At 35.2% G+C, this 22,944-nt stretch carries 21 protein-coding genes; 10 read left to right on the top strand and 11 right to left on the bottom strand.

Annotated features, from left to right (window positions below; genetic code table 11):
- Positions 1–98 precede the first annotated feature (98 nt).
- The 3 genes from DFQ05_RS06325 to DFQ05_RS06315 all read left to right on the top strand — a co-directional run bounded on the left by DFQ05_RS06325 (position 99) and on the right by DFQ05_RS06315 (position 4,142).
- Positions 99–1,904 (top strand): T9SS type A sorting domain-containing protein, encoded by a 1,806-nt coding sequence (locus DFQ05_RS06325; protein ID WP_132704559.1) that lies wholly within the window; start codon positions 99–101, stop codon positions 1,902–1,904.
- Between the two features lie 177 nt (positions 1,905–2,081).
- The gene (locus DFQ05_RS06320; protein WP_132704558.1) at positions 2,082–3,071 is read left to right on the top strand and encodes a T9SS type A sorting domain-containing protein; all 990 of its coding nucleotides are present in this window, start codon (positions 2,082–2,084) and stop codon (positions 3,069–3,071) included.
- Positions 3,072–3,137: 66 nt separating this feature from the next.
- Entirely contained in the window at positions 3,138–4,142 is a 1,005-nt protein-coding gene (locus tag DFQ05_RS06315; RefSeq protein WP_132704557.1) for a LacI family DNA-binding transcriptional regulator, read from the top strand.
- Positions 4,143–4,183: 41 nt separating this feature from the next.
- Here the strand turns inward: DFQ05_RS06315 and DFQ05_RS06310 are convergent, their stop codons facing one another.
- Both DFQ05_RS06310 and DFQ05_RS06305 read right to left on the bottom strand, forming a co-directional pair.
- Complete coding sequence (locus DFQ05_RS06310; RefSeq protein ID WP_132704556.1) at positions 4,184–4,663, bottom strand: hypothetical protein; 480 nt, start codon at positions 4,661–4,663, stop codon at positions 4,184–4,186.
- An 87-nt stretch (positions 4,664–4,750) separates the two neighbouring features.
- Complete coding sequence (locus tag DFQ05_RS06305; RefSeq protein WP_338419702.1) at positions 4,751–5,986, bottom strand: 3-deoxy-D-manno-octulosonic acid transferase; 1,236 nt, start codon at positions 5,984–5,986, stop codon at positions 4,751–4,753.
- A gap of 110 nt (positions 5,987–6,096) precedes the next feature.
- On the opposite strand from DFQ05_RS06305, the gene DFQ05_RS06300 reads away from it, so the two are divergent.
- The 4 genes from DFQ05_RS06300 to DFQ05_RS13745 all read left to right on the top strand — a co-directional run bounded on the left by DFQ05_RS06300 (position 6,097) and on the right by DFQ05_RS13745 (position 9,934).
- On the top strand, positions 6,097–7,245 hold the full coding sequence (locus tag DFQ05_RS06300) for a DegT/DnrJ/EryC1/StrS family aminotransferase (RefSeq protein ID WP_132704555.1): 1,149 nt from the start codon (positions 6,097–6,099) through the stop codon (positions 7,243–7,245).
- Between the two features lie 20 nt (positions 7,246–7,265).
- The gene (gene galE, locus DFQ05_RS06295; RefSeq protein WP_132704554.1) at positions 7,266–8,285 is read left to right on the top strand and encodes a UDP-glucose 4-epimerase GalE; all 1,020 of its coding nucleotides are present in this window, start codon (positions 7,266–7,268) and stop codon (positions 8,283–8,285) included.
- Between the two features lie 6 nt (positions 8,286–8,291).
- The gene (locus DFQ05_RS06290) at positions 8,292–9,572 is read left to right on the top strand and encodes a metal-dependent hydrolase family protein (protein ID WP_132704553.1); all 1,281 of its coding nucleotides are present in this window, start codon (positions 8,292–8,294) and stop codon (positions 9,570–9,572) included.
- 170 nt (positions 9,573–9,742) lie between these two features.
- Positions 9,743–9,934: a hypothetical protein gene (locus DFQ05_RS13745; RefSeq protein ID WP_132704552.1), complete on the top strand. Its 192-nt coding sequence runs from the start codon at positions 9,743–9,745 to the stop codon at positions 9,932–9,934.
- Between the two features lies 1 nt (position 9,935).
- Here the strand turns inward: DFQ05_RS13745 and lspA are convergent, their stop codons facing one another.
- The 3 genes from lspA to DFQ05_RS06270 form a co-directional block, all read right to left on the bottom strand.
- Entirely contained in the window at positions 9,936–10,427 is a 492-nt protein-coding gene (lspA, locus tag DFQ05_RS06280) for a signal peptidase II (RefSeq protein ID WP_241974223.1), read from the bottom strand.
- 12 nt (positions 10,428–10,439) lie between these two features.
- Positions 10,440–11,333, bottom strand: a complete 894-nt coding sequence (fabD, locus tag DFQ05_RS06275) for an ACP S-malonyltransferase (RefSeq protein WP_132704550.1) — start codon at positions 11,331–11,333, stop codon at positions 10,440–10,442.
- Between the two features lie 81 nt (positions 11,334–11,414).
- Positions 11,415–12,344 carry a dihydrofolate reductase gene (locus DFQ05_RS06270; protein WP_132704549.1) on the bottom strand — a complete coding sequence of 310 codons (930 nt, stop codon included), beginning with the start codon at positions 12,342–12,344 and terminating at the stop codon, positions 11,415–11,417.
- Positions 12,345–12,632: 288 nt separating this feature from the next.
- Between DFQ05_RS06270 and DFQ05_RS06265 the strand changes: the two genes are divergently transcribed.
- Complete coding sequence (locus tag DFQ05_RS06265; RefSeq protein ID WP_132704548.1) at positions 12,633–12,929, top strand: isoamylase early set domain-containing protein; 297 nt, start codon at positions 12,633–12,635, stop codon at positions 12,927–12,929.
- Positions 12,930–13,009: 80 nt separating this feature from the next.
- On the opposite strand, the gene DFQ05_RS06260 is transcribed toward DFQ05_RS06265, so the two are convergent.
- The 6 genes from DFQ05_RS06260 to DFQ05_RS06235 form a co-directional block, all read right to left on the bottom strand.
- Positions 13,010–13,813, bottom strand: a complete 804-nt coding sequence (locus DFQ05_RS06260; protein WP_132704547.1) for an energy transducer TonB — start codon at positions 13,811–13,813, stop codon at positions 13,010–13,012.
- Positions 13,814–13,822: 9 nt separating this feature from the next.
- On the bottom strand, positions 13,823–14,647 hold the full coding sequence (locus tag DFQ05_RS06255) for a thymidylate synthase (RefSeq protein ID WP_132704546.1): 825 nt from the start codon (positions 14,645–14,647) through the stop codon (positions 13,823–13,825).
- Positions 14,648–14,829: 182 nt separating this feature from the next.
- Positions 14,830–16,479: a NupC/NupG family nucleoside CNT transporter gene (locus tag DFQ05_RS06250; RefSeq protein WP_132704545.1), complete on the bottom strand. Its 1,650-nt coding sequence runs from the start codon at positions 16,477–16,479 to the stop codon at positions 14,830–14,832.
- Positions 16,480–16,490: 11 nt separating this feature from the next.
- Positions 16,491–17,105, bottom strand: coding sequence for a bifunctional nuclease family protein (locus DFQ05_RS06245; protein WP_132704544.1), 615 nt, complete (start codon positions 17,103–17,105; stop codon positions 16,491–16,493).
- Between the two features lie 116 nt (positions 17,106–17,221).
- A complete protein-coding gene (locus tag DFQ05_RS06240; RefSeq protein WP_132704543.1) occupies positions 17,222–18,184 on the bottom strand; it encodes an electron transfer flavoprotein subunit alpha/FixB family protein in 963 nt (320 codons plus the stop codon).
- 137 nt (positions 18,185–18,321) lie between these two features.
- A complete protein-coding gene (locus DFQ05_RS06235; RefSeq protein WP_132704542.1) occupies positions 18,322–19,068 on the bottom strand; it encodes an electron transfer flavoprotein subunit beta/FixA family protein in 747 nt (248 codons plus the stop codon).
- Between the two features lie 240 nt (positions 19,069–19,308).
- On the opposite strand from DFQ05_RS06235, the gene DFQ05_RS06230 reads away from it, so the two are divergent.
- Both DFQ05_RS06230 and DFQ05_RS06225 read left to right on the top strand, forming a co-directional pair.
- Positions 19,309–20,286 (top strand): pyruvate dehydrogenase complex E1 component subunit beta, encoded by a 978-nt coding sequence (locus tag DFQ05_RS06230; RefSeq protein ID WP_073082925.1) that lies wholly within the window; start codon positions 19,309–19,311, stop codon positions 20,284–20,286.
- 85 nt (positions 20,287–20,371) lie between these two features.
- Positions 20,372–22,882 (top strand): DUF5686 and carboxypeptidase-like regulatory domain-containing protein, encoded by a 2,511-nt coding sequence (locus tag DFQ05_RS06225; RefSeq protein ID WP_132704541.1) that lies wholly within the window; start codon positions 20,372–20,374, stop codon positions 22,880–22,882.
- The last annotated feature ends 62 nt before the right edge of the window (positions 22,883–22,944 follow it).

Genomic DNA, 22,944 nt, shown 5'->3' with positions numbered 1-22,944 from the left:
CAATAATGATGATTGTATAGTTATTGTAGTGGTGTTAAATACTTTATTCAAAATTATAACTGATATTTTTATAAATAATTAACTTAAAACTATAACACATGAAAAAAATTACTTTTTTTATCGGCGTATTTTTGTTTACGGCGTTTTCTTATTCACAAAGTTTTCCTCTAGATTTCTCAGATTCACTTGATGTTTTTTCTGGAAATAATGGTTCTTCTTCGGTGATTGTTGTAGACCCTGCGGGATGTTCTACGGATGGATGTTCAGGTGATGTCCTTCAAATAAATGGTGCTGGAGATCAGTTTGGTGACCCAGTTTCTTTAGACTTAACTCGATATGTTGATTTATCTGACTCAGCAAATAATACTATTACATTAGAGTTTTATGCAGCCTCATCAGGAAATTTGTTAGTACAATTTAGCAATGGAGCTCAAGAGGGCTCTGAAAATGGATTGCCTGTAGAAATAAACGCACCAGTAGTTGCTGGTTTAAATTCTTTAGTTTTAGATTATGATACAGCCGATAATGGATTTCCAAATTGTCAAGGATGCCCAACACCACTGCCTGTAACATTAGATAAATATGCAACAATTTCTCTATTCGTTGATTTTGGAGTTGCAAATTTATCACAAGTACATTTTGTAGATAATATTGCAGGAGGATTAGACGGTGGTGACATATTACCAACTTGTACAGATGGCGTACAAAACGGTTTAGAAACTGGTGTGGACTGTGGTGGACCAGATTGTGGGCCTTGTCCAGTACCTCCATCAACAGCGGCACCTAATGCTCCAGCTCGTGACCCCAATGACGTTATTTCTATTTTCAGCGGAGAATATTCTAATGTATCAGTTTCAGGAATTAATGTCTTCGCTGGAGCTAGTCTAGACAACTTTACTATTGATGTGGCTGATGATACTAGACGTCTTACAGCTCCTACTCCTGGAGGAGGCGCTCAGTATGAATTTTTCGGAGCCTCACCTGCTTTAGACTTAACAGATTTTACGCACATGCATGTTGATTTTTATGTTGAAGGAGATGTTGCTCCGGGTCAGCTATTTCAGGTTTTTCTTTTAGATTTTCCAAACTATCCAGCTGGAGATGGTGCTCAAAATATTAATACTTCGTTCGATGTTAATGCTTCTGGCTCTGGTGCATGGATTTCTGGAGATGTTGCTTTAGATGACTTTGCAAATAGTGCAGCTGCAAGAAATCAAGTTGCTCTAGTACAAATAGTAGCTGCAGGTCCTTCAGCTTTTGGTCCAATATATTTTGACAACCTGTATTTTTACAAACTTAATGATGACTGTGATAATGCAGAAGTTATTGATAGTATTGATTTTGGAGCAACCTTAAGCGGTACTAATGTAGGCGCTACTGATTCTGGATTATCAGATGGATGTGTTACAGGTAATGATGTTTGGTATTCTTTCACTGCTGCTCAAGATGGAGAAGTCAATGTGACTTTAGACGCTGGATTTGAATATGCATTCTACAGTGATTGTATGGGTACTTTGGTTGGGTCTTGTAATGCAAGTTTGACTGCTGCAACTACAGGAACAACATACTATTTAAGAATCGGTGATGATGGCTCTCCATCTACCAGAGCATCAGGTACTTTTAACTTTTCAATATCTGGTTCTGCATTATCTACTAATGATTTTAGTAACCTTGGAAGTCTTAAAGTATATCCAAACCCTTCAAACTCTATTTGGAATATAGAATCACCTAATACGGTGATTGAGCAAGTTGAGGTATATGACCTTTTAGGAAAAAATGTATTATCACTACAACCAGAAAGTCAAAATGTAGAAATTGACGCAACTCAACTAAAAACAGGATTGTATTTAGCTAAGTTTTCTGCAAATGGAACTACTAAGACAATACGCTTAGTTAAAAATTAATTAAGAAACATAATAGTAATTTCAAAAGCCACTCTTATCTTGGTGTGGCTTTTTTTTTGCGATTCATGGAATTTTAACAAAACAAAAGGATTTGTATTGTTATTATTGTGGTGACAAATCCTTAATTTTATATTTAATCAAATATTTTTGAATATTAATTAACTAAAAACATAATGCATGAAAAAAATTACTTTTTTATTTATTCTATTTTTATCATTGAGTCTTATTGCTCAACAAAATGTGACTTTTAGTGTAGATATGTCCACTTACGGCGGCTCTTTTACTACAGTTGAAGTTAATGGAACCTTTAATGGTTTTTGTGGAAATTGTAATCCATTGACTGATATGGGTGGAGGAATTTGGGAAGTTACTTTACCATTACCAGAAGGTACAATTGAATATAAATATACTGTAAATGGAGGAGCTGTCTATGAGGATTTAACTCAGGGAGCAGTTTGTTCTGTAACAAATTTTGGTTTTACCAATAGGTACTTAGAAATTGGCCCTTCGGCTATTGTTTTGGATACAGCTCCATGGGGTGGTTGTGCTGAGGATTTAGTTAATCCAGGTCCTCATAACGTTACTTTTTCTGTTGATATGTCAGGCTACGGTGGAGATTTATCGGCAGGTGTAAGAGTTATTGGAGAATGGAATGGATTTGATGCAAATTCTAATCCCTTAACAGACCAAGGTGGCGGTATATGGTCTGCTACCATACCTCTTGCAGAGCAGACTTGGCAATATAAGTTTGTCGTTGGTAATTATATCGCCGATGAACAATTTACTCAGGGAGCCATTAATACTTCGTCAAGCTCAGGACCCTGCGCTGGTGGTGTTTGCACCAATAGATTTATTCAAGTTGCTAATGACTTAACAGTTCAAACAACGTGGAATAATAGTAGCCAAACAGTTTTAAGCACAAATAGTTTCGATAATAATAGTTTCAAAGTATTTCCAAACCCATCAAATACAGTTTGGAATATTTCAGGATTAGATACAACTATCGAAAAGGTTGAGGTTTATGATATATTGGGTAAATCTGTTTTATCATTAGAGCCAAATAGCCAAGATGTTTCTATCGATGCTTCAGCATTAAAAACAGGATTATATTTAGCAAAGCTAAGTTCTAAAGGATCTTCTACTACGCTAAGACTTGTTAAAAACTAAATGTGCAATTATGCCAATTATTTCAAAAGCCACACTTATCTTAGTGTGGCTTTTTAATTCAATCCTATGGTAACCCTAAAAGAACTTGCAAAATTATTAAACGTATCTGTCTCTACTGTTTCTAAAGCGCTAAGTGATAGTAGTGAAATTGGTGAAGCAACAAAAAAAAGAGTAACAGAACTTGCAAATGAGCTTAATTATAAGCCCAACAGAATTGCACAGCAATTAAAATCTAGTGAAACTAAAGTTATAGGTGTCGTTGTGCCAAGCCTGATGAATCCTTTTTTTGCTGAAGTTGTACATGGAATAGAAACCACATTGGGCAATAATAACTACGACATGACTATTTGTATCTCTAATGAGAGTTTAGAAAAAGAGCAACGGAGTTTCTACTTGTTATCTTCAGGTAGTGTAGATGGTTTTATTGTTGCTGTTGCTAGAGAAACTCAGATAAAATACGATATCAAGCATTTCGAGACAATAAGTAAAAATGCTCCAATAGTAATGTTTGATAGGGTACTAAATGATATTGATTGTAATAAAGTTGTTGTAGATGATTTTAATACTGTTTTTGAAGCTACGAGGTACTTAATACAAAAAGAAAACAGAAAACACATATTGTTAATAAGTAATATTGAAGAGTTAAGCGTAGGTAAGCACCGTGTTAATGGCTACAAAAAAGCTGTTGAAGAACATAATCTTAAAACCAATATAATAAAACTCGACAGAGAAGAAAGTCCTGATGAATTAATAAAAAATTATTTACAGGCGCATCAAGAGATAGATGCAATAATTTCAATAGATCACATTACAGGAATTATGGCACTTAATTCAGTTAAAGCCTTAAGTAAGAATGTCCCTGAAGATATATCAATTATCGGCTTTGGCTACGTAGATTCAGAATATGTATCAAGTCCTAAACTATCCGTTATCAATCAAAAAGGATTTCAGATTGGTCAATTGGCCTCCCAAATATTGGTAGATACTTTAGCCTCGGCAGAAAAAGTAAATTTTAAGACCGAAATGATTAAGAGTGAATTAGAACTTAACGAAACAACAAAAAAGGCCTAGAGAAATCTCTAAGCCTTAGTTATAAATGTTTTATGAATGAACTAGTTTCCAGACTTCATTTTGTCCATAGCATCATTCACTGATTTTTTAGTGTCTTCAGCAGCGTCGTTAACCGCGTCTTTAGTGTCTTCTACTACATCATTTGCAGAATCCTTAGCATCATTAGCCATTTCTGCTGCTTTTTGTTTGGCAGCTTCAAACTTAGCTTTTGCTGCTTCTAAAGCTTTTTCAGCCTCAGCTTTGGCTTCACCAGTTGCATTATCGACAGCAGCTTGAGCATCCTTTAATTCTTGCTCAGCTTTTGCAAGCATTTCGTTAGCTGCGGCTTTTGCTTCGCTAACTGTTTCTTCAGCTGCTTCTTTCATATCTTTAGCCGCTTTGTCTATAGCATCTGACGTTTCGTTAGCTGCTTCCTCCATCTTATCTGCCGCTTTATCTGCTTCGTTTTTTGCATCTTTACAAGATGTAAAAGATAAAGCTAACACTGTGCATAATGATAGACTTAATAAGATTTTTTTCATAATAAAATAGTTTTAGTTTATTAGTTGAATTCGTAAAATAACTAAAAAAATGACAACAACTTAGTTTGCAGTCATTTTTATCTAATGTTATATACGTATATAATCCATGATATGGACTACGGCACCTTGATTATTTTTTATGTAAGTAGAATTAACGGCTCCCAATTTTTCCCTTTTAGCCTTATCATTTATTAAAGTTGAAATATAGCTTGAAAAGTTTTGATTATCACTTACAGAAATCACACCGCCAAGTTCTATTAATCTAGAGGCTTCTGGGAATTTATTGTGGTTTTTTCCTATGATAATTGGAACACCAAAAACCGCTGGTTCTAAAATATTATGAAGCCCTGTTTTACCCGCTGCGCCACCAACATAAGCAATGTCGGCATAGGCATAAGATTTGCTTAAATAACCAATGGTGTCTAAGATTAATACGTTGTAATCCGAAAGAATTTTTCCTGCCATTTCAGAGAATTTTACAACTGCGACATTAAGTTGTTCTACAATAGCGTCGATATAGCCTGGTTTGATATTATGAGGTGCAATTACAAATTTTAAATCAACGTGATTTTGATTGATAAAAGGAATAAAAAGCGCATCGTCGGCTGGCCAGGAACTTCCAAAGACTATTGTTGTTTTTTCTGCTTTAAATGCTTGGATAAAATCAATAGAATTATCCATTTTTAGTTGCTTGCTAACTCTATCAAAACGCGTATCTCCAGCAGCTGAAACGCTTTTGCAACCAATAGATTCAATCAATTGTTTAGAAGCCAAATCCTGAGTAAAAATATGCTCGAAAGTAAACAAAGCGTTCCGCATAAAACCACCATACCATTTAAAGTAAGATTGATTTTTTCTAAATGTAGCGGAAAACAGTATCGATTTAATTTGTCTGTTTTGTGCTTCAATAAGGATATTAGGCCAGATTTCGTACTTCACGAAAAGAATTAAATCTGGATGCACCAAATTTAAAAATCTACGAGCATTTTTTGGCGTGTCCAAAGGCAAGTAGACGGCAACATCTATCTCGGTAGCATTTTTTTTAATTTCGTAACCTGACGGTGAAAAAAAAGAAACTATGATTTTACGTTCTGGATACTTAGATTTTAGAGCTTGTAAAACTGGCAAGCCTTGTTCGTATTCTCCAAGAGATGCAGCATGCATCCAAATTGTTTTATCTGTTTTGGCAATCGATTCTTCAAGTTTTTTAAAGGTCTTTTCTCTACCCTTTACGCCAAGTCTAATTTTCTCATTAAAAAGCGATAATAGCTTTAAAACTAACCCGAGCAGATAGATTCCTAAAGAATAAAAGAATTTCAACATATTCAATTTGTGCTAAAATACATTCTTTCCATTAAATTTGTGAACGAGCCATAACATTTTTGTACTTTCGCTATAAGCCAAAAGGCATTAGTTTTAATACACTTTTTAGAATGAAAAAAATACAAATGGTCGACCTTCAAGGCCAGTATACCAAAATAAAGAATGAAGTTAATAGTTCTTTTGATGAAATATTAGGAAGTGCTGCTTTTATAAACGGTCCGAAAGTGCATCAATTTCAAAAAAATCTTGAAGATTATTTAGATGTAAAACATGTCATTCCGTGTGCTAACGGAACCGATGCTTTACAAATAGCAATGATGGGTCTCGGCTTAGAACAAGGCGATGAGGTTATTACTGCCGATTTTACCTTTGCAGCAACAGTAGAAGTTATTGCATTATTAAAGTTAACACCAGTTTTGGTAGATGTTGACCCAGTAACTTTTAACATAGATGTAGATGCTGTAAAAAAAGCAATTACACCAAAAACCAAAGCCATTGTCCCTGTGCATTTATTTGGCTTAGCTGCCAATATGGATGAAATTATGGATTTAGCTAAAGAACACAATCTTTATGTTATAGAAGATAATGCGCAAGGTATTGGAGCAAATTACACACATAAAGATGGTTCTAAAACCAAAACCGGCGTTATTGGTCACGTAGCTTCAACGTCTTTTTTTCCGTCTAAAAATTTAGGTTGCTATGGTGATGGTGGTGCTATTTTTACTAACGATGATGATTTAGCACATACCATAAGGGGAATCGTAAATCACGGGATGTACAAGCGCTATCACCATGACGTGGTTGGTGTAAATTCGAGATTAGATTCTTTGCAAGCAGCTGTTTTAGATGCTAAATTACCGCATTTAGATAGTTATAACAATGCACGCAGAGATGCTGCTCGAAAATATAACGAAGCCTTTAAAAATCATCCAAAAATTACAGTGCCATCTGGAAGAACAAACTGTGATGGAATTTGCGATACTTGTGACTGTCACGTGTTTCATCAATACACTTTAAACTTAAAAGATGTTAATAGAGATGCACTTGTGGCACATTTAAACGAAAAGGGAATCCCTTGTGGTGTTTATTATCCCATTCCGTTACACAAGCAGAAGGCCTATGCTGATAACCGTTATAATGAAGCTGATTTTCAGGTTACAAACGACTTGGTGCAATCTGTAATTTCTTTGCCAATGCATACAGAGTTGGATGATGAGCAGATTGCTTTTATAACAAAAACAGTTTTAGAGTTTATATAGATGCCAACTAATCTCTGAGTATGAAAATTTTGGTAACTGGAGGTCTTGGTTATATTGGCTCTCACACAGTTGTGGAGCTACAAAACGAAGGCTATGATGTTGTAGTTATTGATAATCTTTCTAATTCTACAATATCAGTTTTAAATGGTATTGAAGCTATTACAGGAATTCGACCAGAATTTGAAGAGCTAGATTTAAGAGACAACTCTAAACTAAAAGATTTTTTTGAACGCCATAACGACATTGATGGCGTTATACATTTTGCAGCCAGCAAAGCCGTTGGCGAAAGTGTTGGAAAACCCTTGTTTTATTATGAGAATAATGTTTCAACACTTATACATCTTCTTCAGGAGTTGTTGAAACTCGATAAACAAAATATAATTTTTAGTTCATCTTGTACAGTTTATGGCGAAGCCGATAAAATGCCAATTACTGAAAATGCACCAATAAAACCAGCACAATCACCTTACGGGAATACGAAGCAAATCTGTGAAGAAATTTTAATAGATACCTGCAACGTCAGCTCATATTTAAAAACAATTGCCTTACGCTATTTTAATCCTATTGGGGCGCATCCTTCAGCAGAGATTGGCGAGTTACCACAAGGCGTTCCACAAAATTTAGTACCTTACATTACGCAAACAGCAATCGGTTTACGAAAAGAGTTGTCAGTTTTCGGAAACGATTATCCAACGCCAGATGGGACTTGCATTAGAGATTATATCCATGTGGTTGATGTAGCCAAAGCACATGTTGTCGCTCTAGAACGATTGTTAAACAATCATCAAACTTCAAATTATGAAGTTTTCAATATAGGAACAGGAAAAGGAAGCTCAGTGATTGAGGTTATTGAAGCTTTTGAAAGAGTTTCAAACCAAAAACTGAATTATAAAATTGTTGAAAGACGTACTGGAGATGTGATGTCTGCCTATGCTGATATCTCTAAAGCCAAAAACATGTTGGGTTGGACATCAAGCCTCACTTTAGATGAAGCTATGCGAGATGCATGGCAGTGGGAACAAAAAATCAGAACAAAATAATTAATTATGAAACTATTATTCAGACTGTGCGTTTTATTATTTACAACGACGATTGTAGGGCAGACGACCTATCTACATTGTGGGAAATTGATTGATACCAATTCTGGTAAAATTTTAAACGAGAAAACAGTTATTGTTGAAGGGAATACTATCGTAGATGTTGTAGACGGTTACGCAAAACCAAAGTCAGGTACAGTAGTTGATTTAAAATCTAAAACAGTGATGCCAGGCTTAATAGATATGCACGTACATATCGAGTCTGAAACTAATCCGAAAAAATATCTTGAAGCTTATACGTTAAACGATGCAGACGTAGCCTATAATTCATTACACTATGCAAACGTAACTTTAATGAATGGTTTTACAACAGTTAGAGATTTAGGAGGTTCTGGTGTCAACGTGTCTTTGCGTAATGCAATAAACCAAGGTAAGGTTGTTGGCCCAAGAATTTTTACTGCTGAAAAAGCGCTCGCTACAACTGGTGGGCATGCAGACCCTACTAACGGAGCAAAACGAAGTCTCCTTGGTAACCCTGGACCAAAAGAAGGTGTGGTTAACGGCGTAGAAGATGCTAAAAAAGCAATTAGACAACGCTATAAAAACGGTGCAGATTTAATAAAAATTACGGCAACAGGTGGTGTTTTAAGTGTTGCCAAAAACGGGCAAAACCCTCAGTTTACTATAGAAGAAATTAAAGCCATTTGTGAAACTGCAAAAGATTACGGATTCCATGTAGCGGCACATGCACATGGAGATGAAGGCATGCAACGTGCCATAAAAGGTGGTGTAAAAACTATTGAACACGGAACACTCATGAGTGCTGAAACTATGGAATTAATGAAACAGTACGATGTGTATTTGGTGCCTACAATTAGTGCGGGCAAGTTTGTTTCAGAAAAAGCTAAAATTAAAGGCTACTATCCTGAAATCATTGTTCCTAAAGCCTTAGATATTGGACCTAAAATTCAAGATATGTTTGCTCGTGCTTACAAGGCTGGTGTAGGTATTGCGTTTGGTACCGATGCTGCTGTTTTCTATCATGGCGATAACGGAAAAGAGTTTGGGTATATGGTTGAAGCAGGTATGCCGGCTATCGAAGCTATACAAAGTGCGACAGTAACTAATGCTATGATTTTAAAGATGGAAAATCAATTAGGCCAGATTAAAAAAGGTTTTATTGCCGATATTATTGCCGTTGAAGACGACCCAACGAAGAATATTTCTACGATGGAAAACGTTGTTTTTGTAATGAAAGATGGCGTAGTATATAAGGGTGTCCAAAATTAAAATTGAGAACCTTGAGATTTTGAGGAGCCATAGTTTAGAAATTGATAACTATTTTCTGAAATAATTGCAAAAATCTAAGTAAAATAAAGGCTTAACATAGGTTTAACGTTAAATAATCGCTTGTTCTTCCTGCTATTTGTTCCTTTGTAATTAATGATAAAGGATAATACATGAAATTGATAAGCATAAAAAGGGAGACCAAAACAGAAAAGCGATTTTCACCAAGAATGGGCAAACTGTACACTAACGTAACTTATATAAGAAAGCAGTTTTTAAACATACCCATAAAAACACTTCATAAATATCGCGAAACGTATTACGGAGAAGTTAAAGACTGCCAAGATTGCGTACTAACAAGATAGACTAAGCTTCCGATTTTTTCTTCTTCAGGATAAAATTACTGAATATAAGCATAAACATTCCAGTCGTTACAGCAACGTCTGCAACATTGAATATACCAGTCTTAAATACACCTCCTAAATCGATAAAGAAAAAGTCCGTAACAGAACTGAATAGGAATCGGTCAATTACGTTAGCTAACCCGCCACCAACAATACAAGAAAATGCAATTAAGCTAAGCTTGTCCAAACTCTTAGTTTTTACGATGTAGTAAACAACATAGAGTAAAACTAAAAGCGGTAAAAGTTTTAATAAAATAAAGTGAAGTGTAGGATTCATATCACTACCCATACCTAAAAAAGCACCTTTATTTTCTACATACTGCATAACAAATTTATCGCCGATTAATTCTTTGGTTTCACCATAGATAAAATTAGCGCGCACCCATATTTTGGATAATTGGTCAACTGCTAAATTGCCGATAACAATTAATGCTATCAAGAGATTTCTATTCAAAATAATAAGTTATTAAGCGTTAGTTTCAAATGTGGCAGAAGCTGTTTCAGCCTCTCTATGTATTTTTTTCACCAATCCTTGGAGTACTTTTCCTGGCCCGACTTCGGTAAAATGCGTAGCACCATCAGCTATCATCTGTTGTACAGACTGTGTCCAACGTACCGGCGCGGTTAATTGCGAAATTAAATTGGCTTTTATTTCTGTTTCATTAGTAATAGCAGAAGCTGTTACATTTTGATAAATAGGGCAGTTAGGCTTATTAAAGGTTGTATTCTCAATTGCTGCCGCTAACTCTTCACGAGCAGGTTCCATCATTGGTGAGTGAAATGCTCCGCCAACAGGTAATACTAATGCACGTCTTGCACCTTCTTCTTTCAGCGTTTCGCAGGCTTTATTAATGGCTTCAATTTCTCCAGAAATTACTAATTGCCCTGGACAATTGTAGTTTGCAGCAACAACAATACCTTCTGTAGTTGCACATACTTTTTCAACTATATCATCATCTAATCCTAAAACTGCAGCCATAGTACTAGGTTGTAATTCGCAGGCCTTTTGCATGGCTTGTGCACGCTGAGATACTAATTTTAAACCATCTTCAAAGGTTAAAGCTCCAGCAGCAACAAGCGCAGAAAATTCGCCTAAAGAATGACCAGCAACCATATCTGGTTTAAAATCTTCTCCTAAAGTTTTTGCCAAAATCACGGAGTGTAAAAAGATAGCTGGTTGTGTAACTTTAGTTTCTTTTAGGTCTTCAGCAGAACCTTCGAACATAATATCTGTAATAGAAAAACCTAAAATATCATTGGCTTTTTCGAAAAGTTCTTGAGCTAAAGGTGAGTTTTCGTAGAGGTCTAAGCCCATACCTGAGAATTGAGCACCTTGACCAGGAAAAATATATGCGTTCATTGTAGTTTCAATTTAGTGATGCAAAAATAGGAATTAAATTATTTAGGATAATAAATAGATGTCTTTGAAAAAGATAATATCTTATCGACGAGCGTAAGTAATAAACGAAAAAGCATGTGCGTGCTTTTCATCGGCTTCATGCTTAGTTCTTGAAACTTCTTTCCATTCCATAGCATCTATCAAAGGGAAAAATGTATCGGCATCTTTAAAAGTAGCATGAACACGTGTAATTTCTAATTCATCGGCAAAAGGCATGGCTTGTTTGTAGATTTCGCCTCCACCAATTATAAATGGATTGTCATCTTTTCTAGAGGCATCCAAAGCATCAGCCAACGAGTTTACAACAATAACACCATCAGGTGCGGTATAGTCTTTTTGTCGAGTAATCACTATATGTGTTCTGTTAGGAAGTGGTTTAGGAAAACTCTCAAAGGTTTTACGCCCCATGATAATATGGTGTCCATTAGTGAGTTTTTTAAAACGTTTTAAGTCATCACTTAGATGCCAAATAAGGTCGTTGTCTTTGCCAATGGCATTATTTTCACCAGCAGCAACGATTACAGTTAGCTTATTCTTTTTTTTTATGGAAGTGTCTACCTTAGGTGATTTTTCTTGAGCATATTGCTTTTCAGCTAATTTTTCATCTTCTTTGGCAAACTTTTCTTTTAGCTTATCTATACGCTGTTGTTGTTTAGCTACCAATTTTTCTACTTGCTGTTTTTCCCAATCTTTACCCATAAATTTATTGGTAATAAACACATTGATAAAATGGTATATAAATAAAAATAACCAAGCTAAAATGGCATATACAAACCAATTAATACCGGCGATGGTAAAATCTTTTCCTATACCAAGCACAGTATTGGCAATAATTAAGAAAACGGCGCCAATAAGAAATACTACAAAATGAACGTATAATCGTTTTTTAGCTTTTATGCGTTTTTGTGCATTCTCAATTAATTCTAATTGTTCTTTATCAATGGATGGTGTCTGTTTCTTTTTACCGAACATAAGCTTGCTTTTTGCTAGGTTAAAGATACCCTTTTTTCACTAAATCGTTGTAGTAGATATTTGTATTGTATTTTATTAGTTTTTCGAAAACGATGTAGTTGAAAATCAGTCAAGTAAGACTCAATTTATTTATTGAAAGAATAGCGATTTTAGCATCTAAATTTTATCAATTTGCAATCTTGATATCGTCATTTTTATGAAAGTGGTAATTCTTTACAGGTCCTTAGCATTTCGCTATTCTAGGGTGAAATTCTTTTATACATTTGATTATTAATTAAATCGATTATTATGGCAATTAAAAAACAGTATTTAAAAAGTAAGCCAGTTTGTAAAGTAACATTTTCTGTTCCTGCAAAAGAGGCAAAAAATGTAGCTGTTGTTGGAAGCTTTAACGAGTGGAATACTGAAGCTACAGAATTAAAAAAATTAAAGAACGGAACCTTTAAAGGAACGGTAGATTTACCTTGTGATAGTTCTTATGAGTTTAGATATGTCGTTGATGGTGCTTACATCAATGATGAGCAGGCAGATGCTTACGCTTGGAATGACTTTGCTGCCGCAGAAAATGGGGTGATTAATTTGTAATTAAAAATAAGACAGAATAAAAAAGGCTTCAAGTATTTGAAGCCTTTTTTAATATTTTACAGAGGATTAGCATAAGACTATCAATAACTTATTAAAAGAAGGATAGGTAAACTAATAGGTACAGTTACCGGTTTGTGAGCAATATAGCCTGGAGTTAAATCATTTAAATTTTTGATAACTCTAATTGCTTCATCTTCTAATATTTTATTTTTAGCCCTTGCACCAACATTAATAATTTTTCCTTGAGGGTTAATTTTAAAAAACACTGAAATTTTAACTTGTGAACCAGGTAATATTCCAGACTCTTTTATTCGTCCGTTAGAATTAAATTCAGATTTCACATAACGTGCTATACCCAAAGACATGCACTTCCTCAGTCTTTCATTTGGCCATTTTTCCTTACATCCGGAAAATATTGGATATTTTTCGGGCATAAAGAAATCTTTTTCTTTTGGGGATGTATTATTCCAAGTTTCAAAACCATTTTCTTTTAGCGAAAAGTAGAACGTATTTCTATAATAACTAGCTATATTTTCTCCTTTTTTATTGGCTGAAGGGATAGCAGTTTTAATTTGTGTTAAAATATCATTAAGTTTTTTGCTTACCTCGATTTCCTTTGAATAAAATAAGGAGTTTGAGCTATCAACTTTTCCATTTTCATCAAACCTAAGTAAAGAGGAAATAATTATTTCAGAGGGTTTGTTTTTAAAAGAGTTAACATCTAAAGAGTTAAGTTTAGAAAGTATTAAATTATGAATTGTGAAATACGAGCAGCTTAAACTGTTTTCTTGATTATTGCATTCTGTTAATAATGGGATTTTGTTGTTTTGCCCGTTAGCAAAACTAAATACAAGAATTGCAATTATTAATTTTAAAACTTTCATAAATAGTTATTATACAGCAACAACACCTTTAATATGTGGGTGTGGATTGTAATCCACCAAGGTAAAATCTTCGAATTTAAAATCAAAGATGTCTTTAACTTCTGGATTCAAAATCATTTTAGGAAGTGGTCTTGGCTCACGCGATAATTGAAGCTCTAGCTGTTCCATATGGTTATTGTAGATATGCGCGTCTCCAAAGGTGTGGATAAAATCGCCTGGTTGGTAACCGCAAACTTGGGCCATCATCATAGTAAACAATGCATAAGACGCAATATTAAAAGGCACACCTAGAAAGATATCCGCACTACGTTGATAGAGTTGGCATGATAACTTACCATCAGCAACATAAAACTGAAAAAATGCGTGGCATGGCGGCAACGCTGCTTTACCATTAGCTACATTTTCTGAAAAGGATTTTGAAGTATCTGGCAACACAGAAGGATTCCAAGCAGAAACTAACATTCTTCTACTGTTTGGATTGTTCTTCAATGTATGAATAACTTCTTTAATTTGGTCAATTTCGTCATCGTTCCAGTTGCGCCATTGGTGACCATAAACTGGCCCTAAATCACCATTTTCATCAGCCCACTCGTTCCAAATACGTACGCCGTTTTCTGTGAGATACTTAATGTTAGTATCGCCTTTTAAAAACCAAAGAAGTTCATAAATTATGGACTTTAAGTGGAGTTTCTTAGTAGTCACCATTGGGAAACCTTCGCTTAAATCGAATCGCATTTGGTAACCAAACACACTTTTGGTACCTGTTCCTGTTCTATCTCCTTTTTCGTTGCCCTCGGCTAAAACGTGCTTTACTAAGTCGTGGTATTGTTTCATATGCCCATCTTCCGTCTTCCCAAAGGGAAGAAACTAATTAAAATAAATGATAAACGAATTTAAGTAAATTGAATAATTCATTCTTTTAATATGACCAGGCAGATATCAAAAGTTATTAACTAATTTTCACAAGTATATGTTTTCCCCTTTGGGGAAATGTCCGTAGGACAATGGGGCTTCTTTTACCCAATAATCATTCCTGCAATTGTTGCAGAAATTAAAGAGGCGATAGTTCCACCAATTAAGGCTTTCATTCCAAATTTGGACAATTGTTTACGTTGACCTGGCGCTAAAGAACCGATACCGCCAATTTGAATTCCTATAGAGGCAAAGTTGGCGAAACCACAAAGCATGTAAGTGGCCATAATTACAGACTTGTTGTAATTAAGGTGAGTGGCATTTGCAACATTTTTAAGATCTGCTAACTGAATGTATCCAATAAATTCACTAGCTGCTAATTTAACACCTAGAAGTTGCCCCATAAGTGCCATGTCTTCTGATGATACGCCGATTAACCACATGAGTGGTGCAAAAGTATAACCCAAAATAAGCTCTAGCGAAAGTGTTTGGTAAGGTGTGTTTGCCATTACCCATTCATTTAGGGTAGTAACATCCCCAACCCAGCCTAAAACACCATTAATCATTGCAATAAAAGCAACAAATACTAATAGCATTGCGCCTACATTAACAGCTAGTTTTAAGCCTTCTGTAGTTCCGTTAGAAATAGCATCTAATATGTTTGACCCAATTTTTTCCTGAGATACACTTACGTCTGTGTTGATGTCTTCAGTTTGTGGATATAATATTTTTGAAATCACAATAGCGCCAGGAGCCGCCATTACCGATGCCGCTAAGAGGTGCTTGGCGTAAACCAAACGAAGCGCTGGGTCGTCACCTCCGAGAAAACCAATATAAGCTGCCAATACTGCTCCTGCAACAGTTGCCATACCACCAATCATAACAAGTAGTATTTCAGACTTGTTCATTTTTTCGAGGTAAGCTTTTATTAAAAGTGGTGCTTCGGTCTGTCCAAGAAAAATATTTCCGGCAACACTCAAGCTTTCCGCACCCGAAATTTTAAGAAGCTTAGATAGTAACCATCCAAAGGCTTTTACTACCTTTTGTATAATACCCAAATAGAATAGTACAGATGTTAAGGCTGAGAAAAATAAGATGGTTGGCAATACTTGAAAAGCGAAAATGAATCCAAAAGTATCCATATCCATTACAAGTCCTTCAAATAAGAATTTACTTCCTGCTCTAGTAAAATCTAATACGCTTACAAAAAGACTTCCTACCCATTCGAAAGCTGTTTTTACAAAGCCTACTTTTAAAACGCCTATGGCAATAATTAACTGAAAAGCTAAACCAATACCAACAGTTTTCCAGTTTATTGCTCTTCTGTTACTACTAAATAAAAAGGCAATAAAGATAAGCGTGACCATGCCTAAGGCACCGCGCCATAGACTATTAAGTGAAAAACCTTGACTAGGTATAAGTTGGTCTTCCGAAGATGTTTTGCTTAAGGTTGAAGTTCTGTCTTCGAAATTATATTTTAGATTAAAAGTTTTTGATTCGTTACTAAAGACAAACGTAGAGTCTGTTAATTCAGAAATTTTATAACGCTCAACACTATTAATTGAGTCGTTGATGTACAAAATCATTAAATTATTCTGTCTAATGTAATCTCCTTCTAAATCTTCATATTTAAAACTGCCATCTTTAAATTCAAAGATATTTCCAGATTCGTATTGCCATGTTTTTTCGATACCTTGAGCATTTACAGAAAGTCCAAAAAAAATAGCTGTTATAGCTAATAAAATATGTTTCATTTAGGATTGATTTAGCGTTTAGAAATCTCGTCTCTAATCTTTGCTGCTGTTTCGTAGTCTTCGTTAGCTACAGCTTCGTCTAAAAGATTATGCAATTCTTCTAACGATTTGTCTTTGTATATGTCATCACCAAAAGCAGCTGTTTCAATTTCTTCAGCAATAAGCTCATCCATTAAAATACTATCGTCATCTTGCTCGTCCTTCTTGGGATTAACTTTAAGATAGATTCCAGCTTTGTCTAAGATATTTTTGTAAGTAAATATTGGTGCCTGAAAACGTAATGCTAAAGCTATAGCATCACTAGTTCTAGCATCGATGATTTCTTCTATATTATCGCGTTCGCAAATAAGGCTAGAGTAGAAGACACCATCCACGAGTTTGTGAATAATAACTTGCTTTACAACAATAGCGAAACGGTCAGAGAAGTTTTTGAACAAATCGTGAGTAAGCGGTCGAGGTGGTCTAATTTCTTTTTCGAGAGCAATAGCAATAGATTGGGCTTCAAAAGCACCAATAACTATTGGTAATTTACGGTCGCCATCTACCTCATTTAATATCAAAGCATAAGCGCCATTTTGTGTTTGGCTATACGATATGCCTTTTATGTTTAAGCGTACTAAACTCATAATTTCTCGATAATCGAGATTTAAATATACTAAAACACAAAGAACCGTTTAAATTTTGAATTTACCAACTACTGGTTAAATCTAAACAGTTCTTTGAATTTTAAAGATAATAAAATTTAAGCGTTTTGTGCCTTAAATGCTTTTAACTTTTCGGTTAACACAGGTACAACTTCGAAAGCATCACCTACAATACCATAATCTGCTGCCTTAAAGAAAGGAGCTTCTGGGTCTGTATTGATAACCACTTTAACTTTTGAAGCACTAATACCTGCTAAATGCTGAATAGCTCCAGAAATCCCAATAGCAATGTAAAGGTTTGTAGCAACAGGCTTACCTGTTTGGCCTACGTGCTCGCTATGCGAACGCCATCCTAAATCACTTACCGGCTTAGAGCATGCTGTTGCAGCACCAAGAACTTCTGCTAAATCTTCTACTAATCCCCAGTTTTCAGGACCTTTTAATCCACGACCACCAGAAACAACAACTTCGGCATCGGCTATAGTTACTTTTCCTGCGGCTTTGTCTACTGATTCTACAGTTACGCCAGATTCTGAAATTGAAGGTGAAAAATCTTCAATCGATGCGGAACCACCAGATTCTACTAATCCGAATGAATTATTAGATAAGCCAACTAATTTTACGTCTGTCGAAATCTCTGTATTTGCAAATGCTTTATTAGTAAATGCGGTGCGCTTAACAGTAAAAGGCGAGAGGCTAGATGGCTTTTCTACAACGTTAGAAACATAACCTGCTTCTAAACCGACTGCTAATAATGGTGCTAAATATTTGCTATCTGCACTAGAACTAACGACGACTACTTTCGAGTCCGCTTTTTTAGCAGCTTGTTCGATAACGCCTGCATACTTTTTTGCGTTGAAAGGATTTAGAGCATCGTCTTTTACATTAAGAACTTTATCTGCTCCGTAATTTCCTAAGGTATCAACATCGTTTGCATTTATAGCAATTGCAGTAACGCTTGTTCCCATATCATTAGCAATTGCTTTTGCGTAAGACACGCATTCTAAAGCTGCTTTTTTAAGTTTTCCGTTTTCTGATTCTGTATATACTAAAACTGACATAATAAATCTTTTATTTATGGTTCCCGTGAAAACGGGAAACGTATTATTAATTTTTAAAAGCTTTGGTCACTGAGGTTCTCGAAGTGACCTATCCCTAAATGTCCATTTCGAGTGCCTCAATGGACGTCTTTGGGAATTTAAATCACCTTAGCTTCGTTATGAAGTAAGTTTATTAATTCATCTATATTATCTGCATCTACCAATTTAACAGCACCTTTTGGTGCAGGTTTTTCAAAACTGTTTGCGGCAGTTTCTGCATTCGCTCCAATAGGTTCAACAACGTTTAAAGGCTTTTTACGAGCCATCATAATACCTCTCATGTTAGGAATACGCAAATCACTTTCTTCTACTAAACCTTTTTGTCCGCCAATAACTAATGGTAAAGACGTGTTTACAGTTTCTTTTCCGCCATCAATCTCTCTTACAGCTTTTGCATTTGTGCCATCTACTTCTAAACTTATACAGTTGGTTACAAAATTAGCACCAACTAATTCCGATAACATTCCTGGAACCATTCCGCCATTGTAATCAATAGACTCTCTACCGGCAATTACTAAATCGTAACCACCATCTGTAACTACTTTTGCTAATTCTTTTGCTACAGCAAAACCATCTTTAGCTTCTGTGTTAACACGAATTGCAGAATCTGCTCCAATAGCTAACGCTTTACGTAATGTTGGTTCTGTTTCTGGGCCACCGACATTAACAACATCGACGGATGCACCTTGTTTTTCTTTAAACCACATGGCACGTGTTAAACCAAATTCATCATTAGGATTTATAACATATTGTACGCCATTGGTGTCAAATTTTGTATCACCATCTGTGAAATTGATTTTCGAAGTCGTATCAGGCACGTGACTAATGCAAACTAAAATCTTCATAACTCTTCTTTTTTGTTTAAATAACTATAATTTTATTTACGATAACGTTATCGTAATTTATTCTGAAACACTATATTTTACAGGGATTAAAGCTGAAAACACCCTTTTAAATTAAGTGGTTACGAAGATAAATACTTTTTTTCGAATATTTACTATGCGTGCATAATAAATTTTAAAGAAATTTCATCAATAAAGTTTTTCTTTTATTCCTATTTTTGCTTTTCTATTAAAATTTAAAGGATGAAGACGATTCAATTTAGAGAAGCGATTGCAGAGGCTATGAGTGAAGAGATGCGCAGGGACGAGAGCATCTATTTAATGGGTGAAGAAGTTGCTGAATATAATGGTGCATACAAAGCATCTAAAGGTATGCTTGATGAGTTTGGACCAAAACGAGTTATAGATACACCGATTGCAGAGCTTGGTTTTGCTGGTGTTGCTATTGGCTCTACAATGACGGGTAATAGACCTATTGTAGAGTATATGACGTTTAACTTTTCTTTAGTTGGTATCGACCAAATTATAAATAACGCCGCAAAAATTAGACAAATGTCTGGAGGGCAGTTTAAGTGTCCTATTGTATTTAGAGGTCCAACTGCATCTGCGGGTCAGTTAGCAGCAACGCACTCACAAGCTTTTGAGAATTGGTTTGCAAATACTCCAGGGCTTAAAGTTGTAGTGCCATCAAATCCTTATGATGCAAAAGGTTTATTAAAATCAGCCATTAGAGATGATGACCCAGTAATCTTTATGGAAAGTGAGCAGATGTATGGCGATAAAGGAGAAGTTCCAGAAGGAGAATACACAATTCCATTAGGTGTTGCAGATATTAAACGCGAGGGTACAGACGTTACTATTGTTTCTTTTGGTAAAATTATAAAAGAAGCTTACAAAGCTGCTGACGAACTTGAAAAAGAAGGCATTTCTTGTGAAATTATAGATTTACGAACCGTGCGTCCAATGGACAGAAAAGCAGTTGTTAATTCTGTGAAGAAAACGAATCGCTTGGTTGTTCTTGAAGAAGCGTGGCCTTTTGGAAATGTTGCTACAGAAATAACATACCTAGTACAGTCTGAAGCATTTGATTATCTAGACGCACCAATTGTAAAAATTAATACTGCAGATACACCAGCACCATATTCTCCTGTATTGTTAGAAGAGTGGTTGCCTAATCATACAGATGTTATTAAAGCTGTAAAAAAGGTGATGTACAAATAAATAATTCGCATATTTCTGCGTTAATTAAACTTCATCTTCTATTGTAATTTAAGTTTAGCACAATAGTTGATGAAGTTTTTTGATTATGAAGCAAAAATTACTTTTTCTTTTTTTAGCCCTAAATTCTATAATCGTCTTAGCCCAAACTAAGGTTAGCGGTTATGTTTTCGATGAAAGTAATCAGCCAATTGCTTTTGCAAATGTTATCTTTAAAGGCTCTACTATTGGTACCATTACCAATGAGGATGGTAAATTTTATTTAGAGTCCGATGAAAATTGGGATACTCTCGAGATTTCTTTTCTAGGTTTTGAAGTATTTACTTATCAACTTCCAAAACGCGTCAATTACGATTTAAAATTCACATTAAAAGAAGAAGCTGCAGCCTTAGACGCTGTAGTTATTGTCACTGGAAAGCAGTCCAAGAAAGCTTCGGAAAATCCAGCCATTCGAATTCTTAAGAAAATATGGGAGCGTAAGCGCCAAAACGGTCTTAAACAGTTTAAACAGTACGAATATGACCAATACGAGAAAGTAGAATTCGACTTAAATACCATAGACAGTGCCCTTATAAAAAGTAAGCTTTTTAAAGGGATGGAGTTTGTTTTTGAAGAAGTAGATACTTCTCGTGTTACAGGTAAGACCTATCTGCCTATTTTTTTAAATGAATCTGTAAAAAAGATTTCGGGTGATAATGTTATTGGTAAAAAGCGCGAAGAATTAGTAGGTAACAAGAATTCTGGTTTTAGCAATAATCAGATAATCATAGACTTTATAGACGATTTATATTCAGATTATAACATCTACGATAACTATCTTAAGTTTTTTGATAAAAGTTTTGTGAGTCCATTAAGCCGTACAGGTATTCAGACCTATAATTATGTCTTGTCGGATAGCGCATTTATTGATAATAAATGGTGCTATAATATCATTTACTATCCGAGACGCAAAAACGAATTGACCTTTAAAGGTGATTTTTGGGTTAACGACTCAACTTACGCTATAAAAGAAATTAATCTTCAAGCTTCAAAAAGTGCGAACATTAACTGGGTAAAAGAAATTTATATAGAGCAAGAGTTCGAGGTGCTTAACGATTCAATATTCCTTATTAAGAGAGATTATTTCTTATCAGATTTTGCCCTTAATAAAAAGGAGAAATCACGTGGTGTTTACGGAAAACGAACCACACTTTTCGATAATTATAAATTCGACATAAAAAAAGAGCCTGATTTTTACGATAAGGAAGTCTACAATTACGATGAGGATGTCTACAATAGGGAAGAAGAATTCTGGGAGAAGAATAGATTAGAAGCTTTAAATAAAGATGAAAAAGGTGTCTATAAAATGCTAGACACCTTAAAGACCGTAAAGAAATTTAAACGACTTTATAATCTAGGAAGCATTTTAGCATCTGGTTATATCGAATTTCCAAGTATTAATATGGATTATGGTCCAATATTCTCAACCTTTGGTTTCAATGATGTAGAAGGTGTGCGTTTACGTGCAGGCGGAAGAACCTATTTTGGACCAAATGATTTATGGCGACTAGAGGGGTTTTTGGCCTACGGATTTAGAGACGACAAGTTTAAATATGGGATATCAGGAAAATGGTTGCTAGATAAACGCAGTCGACTTACCATATTTGGAGGTAACCGTAGAGATGTAGAGCAAATAGGTGCGAGTTTAACGAGTTCTACAGATGTCCTTGGAAGGAGTTTAGCTTCCTCTGCCGTTATTGCCGGTGGAACAAACGATAAACTGACCAATATTAATTTATCAAATTTTGGTTTCTCAATAGAGCCGTTTAGAAATGTTGTATTTCGATTAGACGGAAGCTATCGAGAAATGCGTTCTGCATCGCCAACTTTTAGTCTTGATTATAATGACCCTGAATCGGCTTCAGGGATTTCTTCTGAAGTCAACCAGTTTGAAACTCGTTTTTCTTTAGGTTATTATCCAAAACGCCAAATGACAGGTTTTGGAGTAGAACGCAAGGAAAAGAATGATAATTTTGCTAGACTATTTGCGCAATATAGTCGCGGAGATAAAGATTTGTTTAACAGTGATTTCGATTACACCAAACTTCAGTTCTCTTACATTCAGCCATGGCAGATTGGGGGTTTTGGTAGATTAACGACCTCGGTAGAGTTAGGTAAGACTTTCGGAGACGTTCCATTAGCGCTACTTAGCGTTGTTCCTGGAAACCAAACTTATTTTTCAATTTATAACACGTTTCCTCAATTAGATTTTTACGAATTTGTTACAGATACCTACACATCTCTGCATGTAGAGCACAATTTTAATGGGCGCATTTTTTCTCGTATTCCTTTTCTTAAAAAATACAATCTAAGAGCTATTTTGGGAATTCGCGGTGTATGGGGAGAATTATCCGATGCAAACCGTCTTTTAAGTACCACAGGAAATCCTGCTGAAATTATATTAAGAGCTCCAGACTCTAGAGTTTATTACGAATATAGTTTTGGAGTAGCAAATATTTTTAAAGTGCTAAGAATCGATTTTAATTTCAGAGGGAATTATTTAGACTTACCAGATGCCAGAAGATTTGGTGTAACAGGAAGTTTTGGTTTTTACTTCTAGCAATAAGATATCAAAATATCAGTATCTCAAAATTCCAATACATATTTTCTGTCATTACGTTG

The sequence above is a fragment of the Winogradskyella wandonensis genome, assembly GCF_004346845.1.
In the GTDB taxonomy this organism is placed as follows: Bacteria; Bacteroidota; Bacteroidia; order Flavobacteriales; family Flavobacteriaceae; genus Winogradskyella; species Winogradskyella wandonensis.
Note: the sequence above shows the minus strand (reverse complement) of the source record. Positions and strands in the feature narration are given on the sequence as shown.

What these genes read in the sequence shown, in the direction of transcription:
- DFQ05_RS06325 (WP_132704559.1), top strand. Translation starts at nt 99, where the DNA reads ATGAAAAAAATTACTTTTTTTATCGGCGTATTTTTGTTTACGGCGTTT.
- DFQ05_RS06320 (WP_132704558.1), top strand. Translation starts at nt 2,082, where the DNA reads ATGAAAAAAATTACTTTTTTATTTATTCTATTTTTATCATTGAGTCTT.
- DFQ05_RS06315 (WP_132704557.1), top strand. Translation starts at nt 3,138, where the DNA reads ATGGTAACCCTAAAAGAACTTGCAAAATTATTAAACGTATCTGTCTCT.
- DFQ05_RS06310 (WP_132704556.1), bottom strand. Translation starts at nt 4,663, where the DNA reads ATGAAAAAAATCTTATTAAGTCTATCATTATGCACAGTGTTAGCTTTA.
- DFQ05_RS06305 (WP_338419702.1), bottom strand. Translation starts at nt 5,986, where the DNA reads ATGTTGAAATTCTTTTATTCTTTAGGAATCTATCTGCTCGGGTTAGTT.
- DFQ05_RS06300 (WP_132704555.1), top strand. Translation starts at nt 6,097, where the DNA reads ATGAAAAAAATACAAATGGTCGACCTTCAAGGCCAGTATACCAAAATA.
- galE (WP_132704554.1), top strand. Translation starts at nt 7,266, where the DNA reads ATGAAAATTTTGGTAACTGGAGGTCTTGGTTATATTGGCTCTCACACA.
- DFQ05_RS06290 (WP_132704553.1), top strand. Translation starts at nt 8,292, where the DNA reads ATGAAACTATTATTCAGACTGTGCGTTTTATTATTTACAACGACGATT.
- DFQ05_RS13745 (WP_132704552.1), top strand. Translation starts at nt 9,743, where the DNA reads ATGAAATTGATAAGCATAAAAAGGGAGACCAAAACAGAAAAGCGATTT.
- fabD (WP_132704550.1), bottom strand. Translation starts at nt 11,333, where the DNA reads ATGAACGCATATATTTTTCCTGGTCAAGGTGCTCAATTCTCAGGTATG.
- DFQ05_RS06270 (WP_132704549.1), bottom strand. Translation starts at nt 12,344, where the DNA reads ATGTTCGGTAAAAAGAAACAGACACCATCCATTGATAAAGAACAATTA.
- DFQ05_RS06265 (WP_132704548.1), top strand. Translation starts at nt 12,633, where the DNA reads ATGGCAATTAAAAAACAGTATTTAAAAAGTAAGCCAGTTTGTAAAGTA.
- DFQ05_RS06260 (WP_132704547.1), bottom strand. Translation starts at nt 13,813, where the DNA reads ATGAAAGTTTTAAAATTAATAATTGCAATTCTTGTATTTAGTTTTGCT.
- DFQ05_RS06255 (WP_132704546.1), bottom strand. Translation starts at nt 14,647, where the DNA reads ATGAAACAATACCACGACTTAGTAAAGCACGTTTTAGCCGAGGGCAAC.
- DFQ05_RS06250 (WP_132704545.1), bottom strand. Translation starts at nt 16,479, where the DNA reads ATGAAACATATTTTATTAGCTATAACAGCTATTTTTTTTGGACTTTCT.
- DFQ05_RS06245 (WP_132704544.1), bottom strand. Translation starts at nt 17,105, where the DNA reads ATGAGTTTAGTACGCTTAAACATAAAAGGCATATCGTATAGCCAAACA.
- DFQ05_RS06240 (WP_132704543.1), bottom strand. Translation starts at nt 18,184, where the DNA reads ATGTCAGTTTTAGTATATACAGAATCAGAAAACGGAAAACTTAAAAAA.
- DFQ05_RS06235 (WP_132704542.1), bottom strand. Translation starts at nt 19,068, where the DNA reads ATGAAGATTTTAGTTTGCATTAGTCACGTGCCTGATACGACTTCGAAA.
- DFQ05_RS06230 (WP_073082925.1), top strand. Translation starts at nt 19,309, where the DNA reads ATGAAGACGATTCAATTTAGAGAAGCGATTGCAGAGGCTATGAGTGAA.
- DFQ05_RS06225 (WP_132704541.1), top strand. Translation starts at nt 20,372, where the DNA reads ATGAAGCAAAAATTACTTTTTCTTTTTTTAGCCCTAAATTCTATAATC.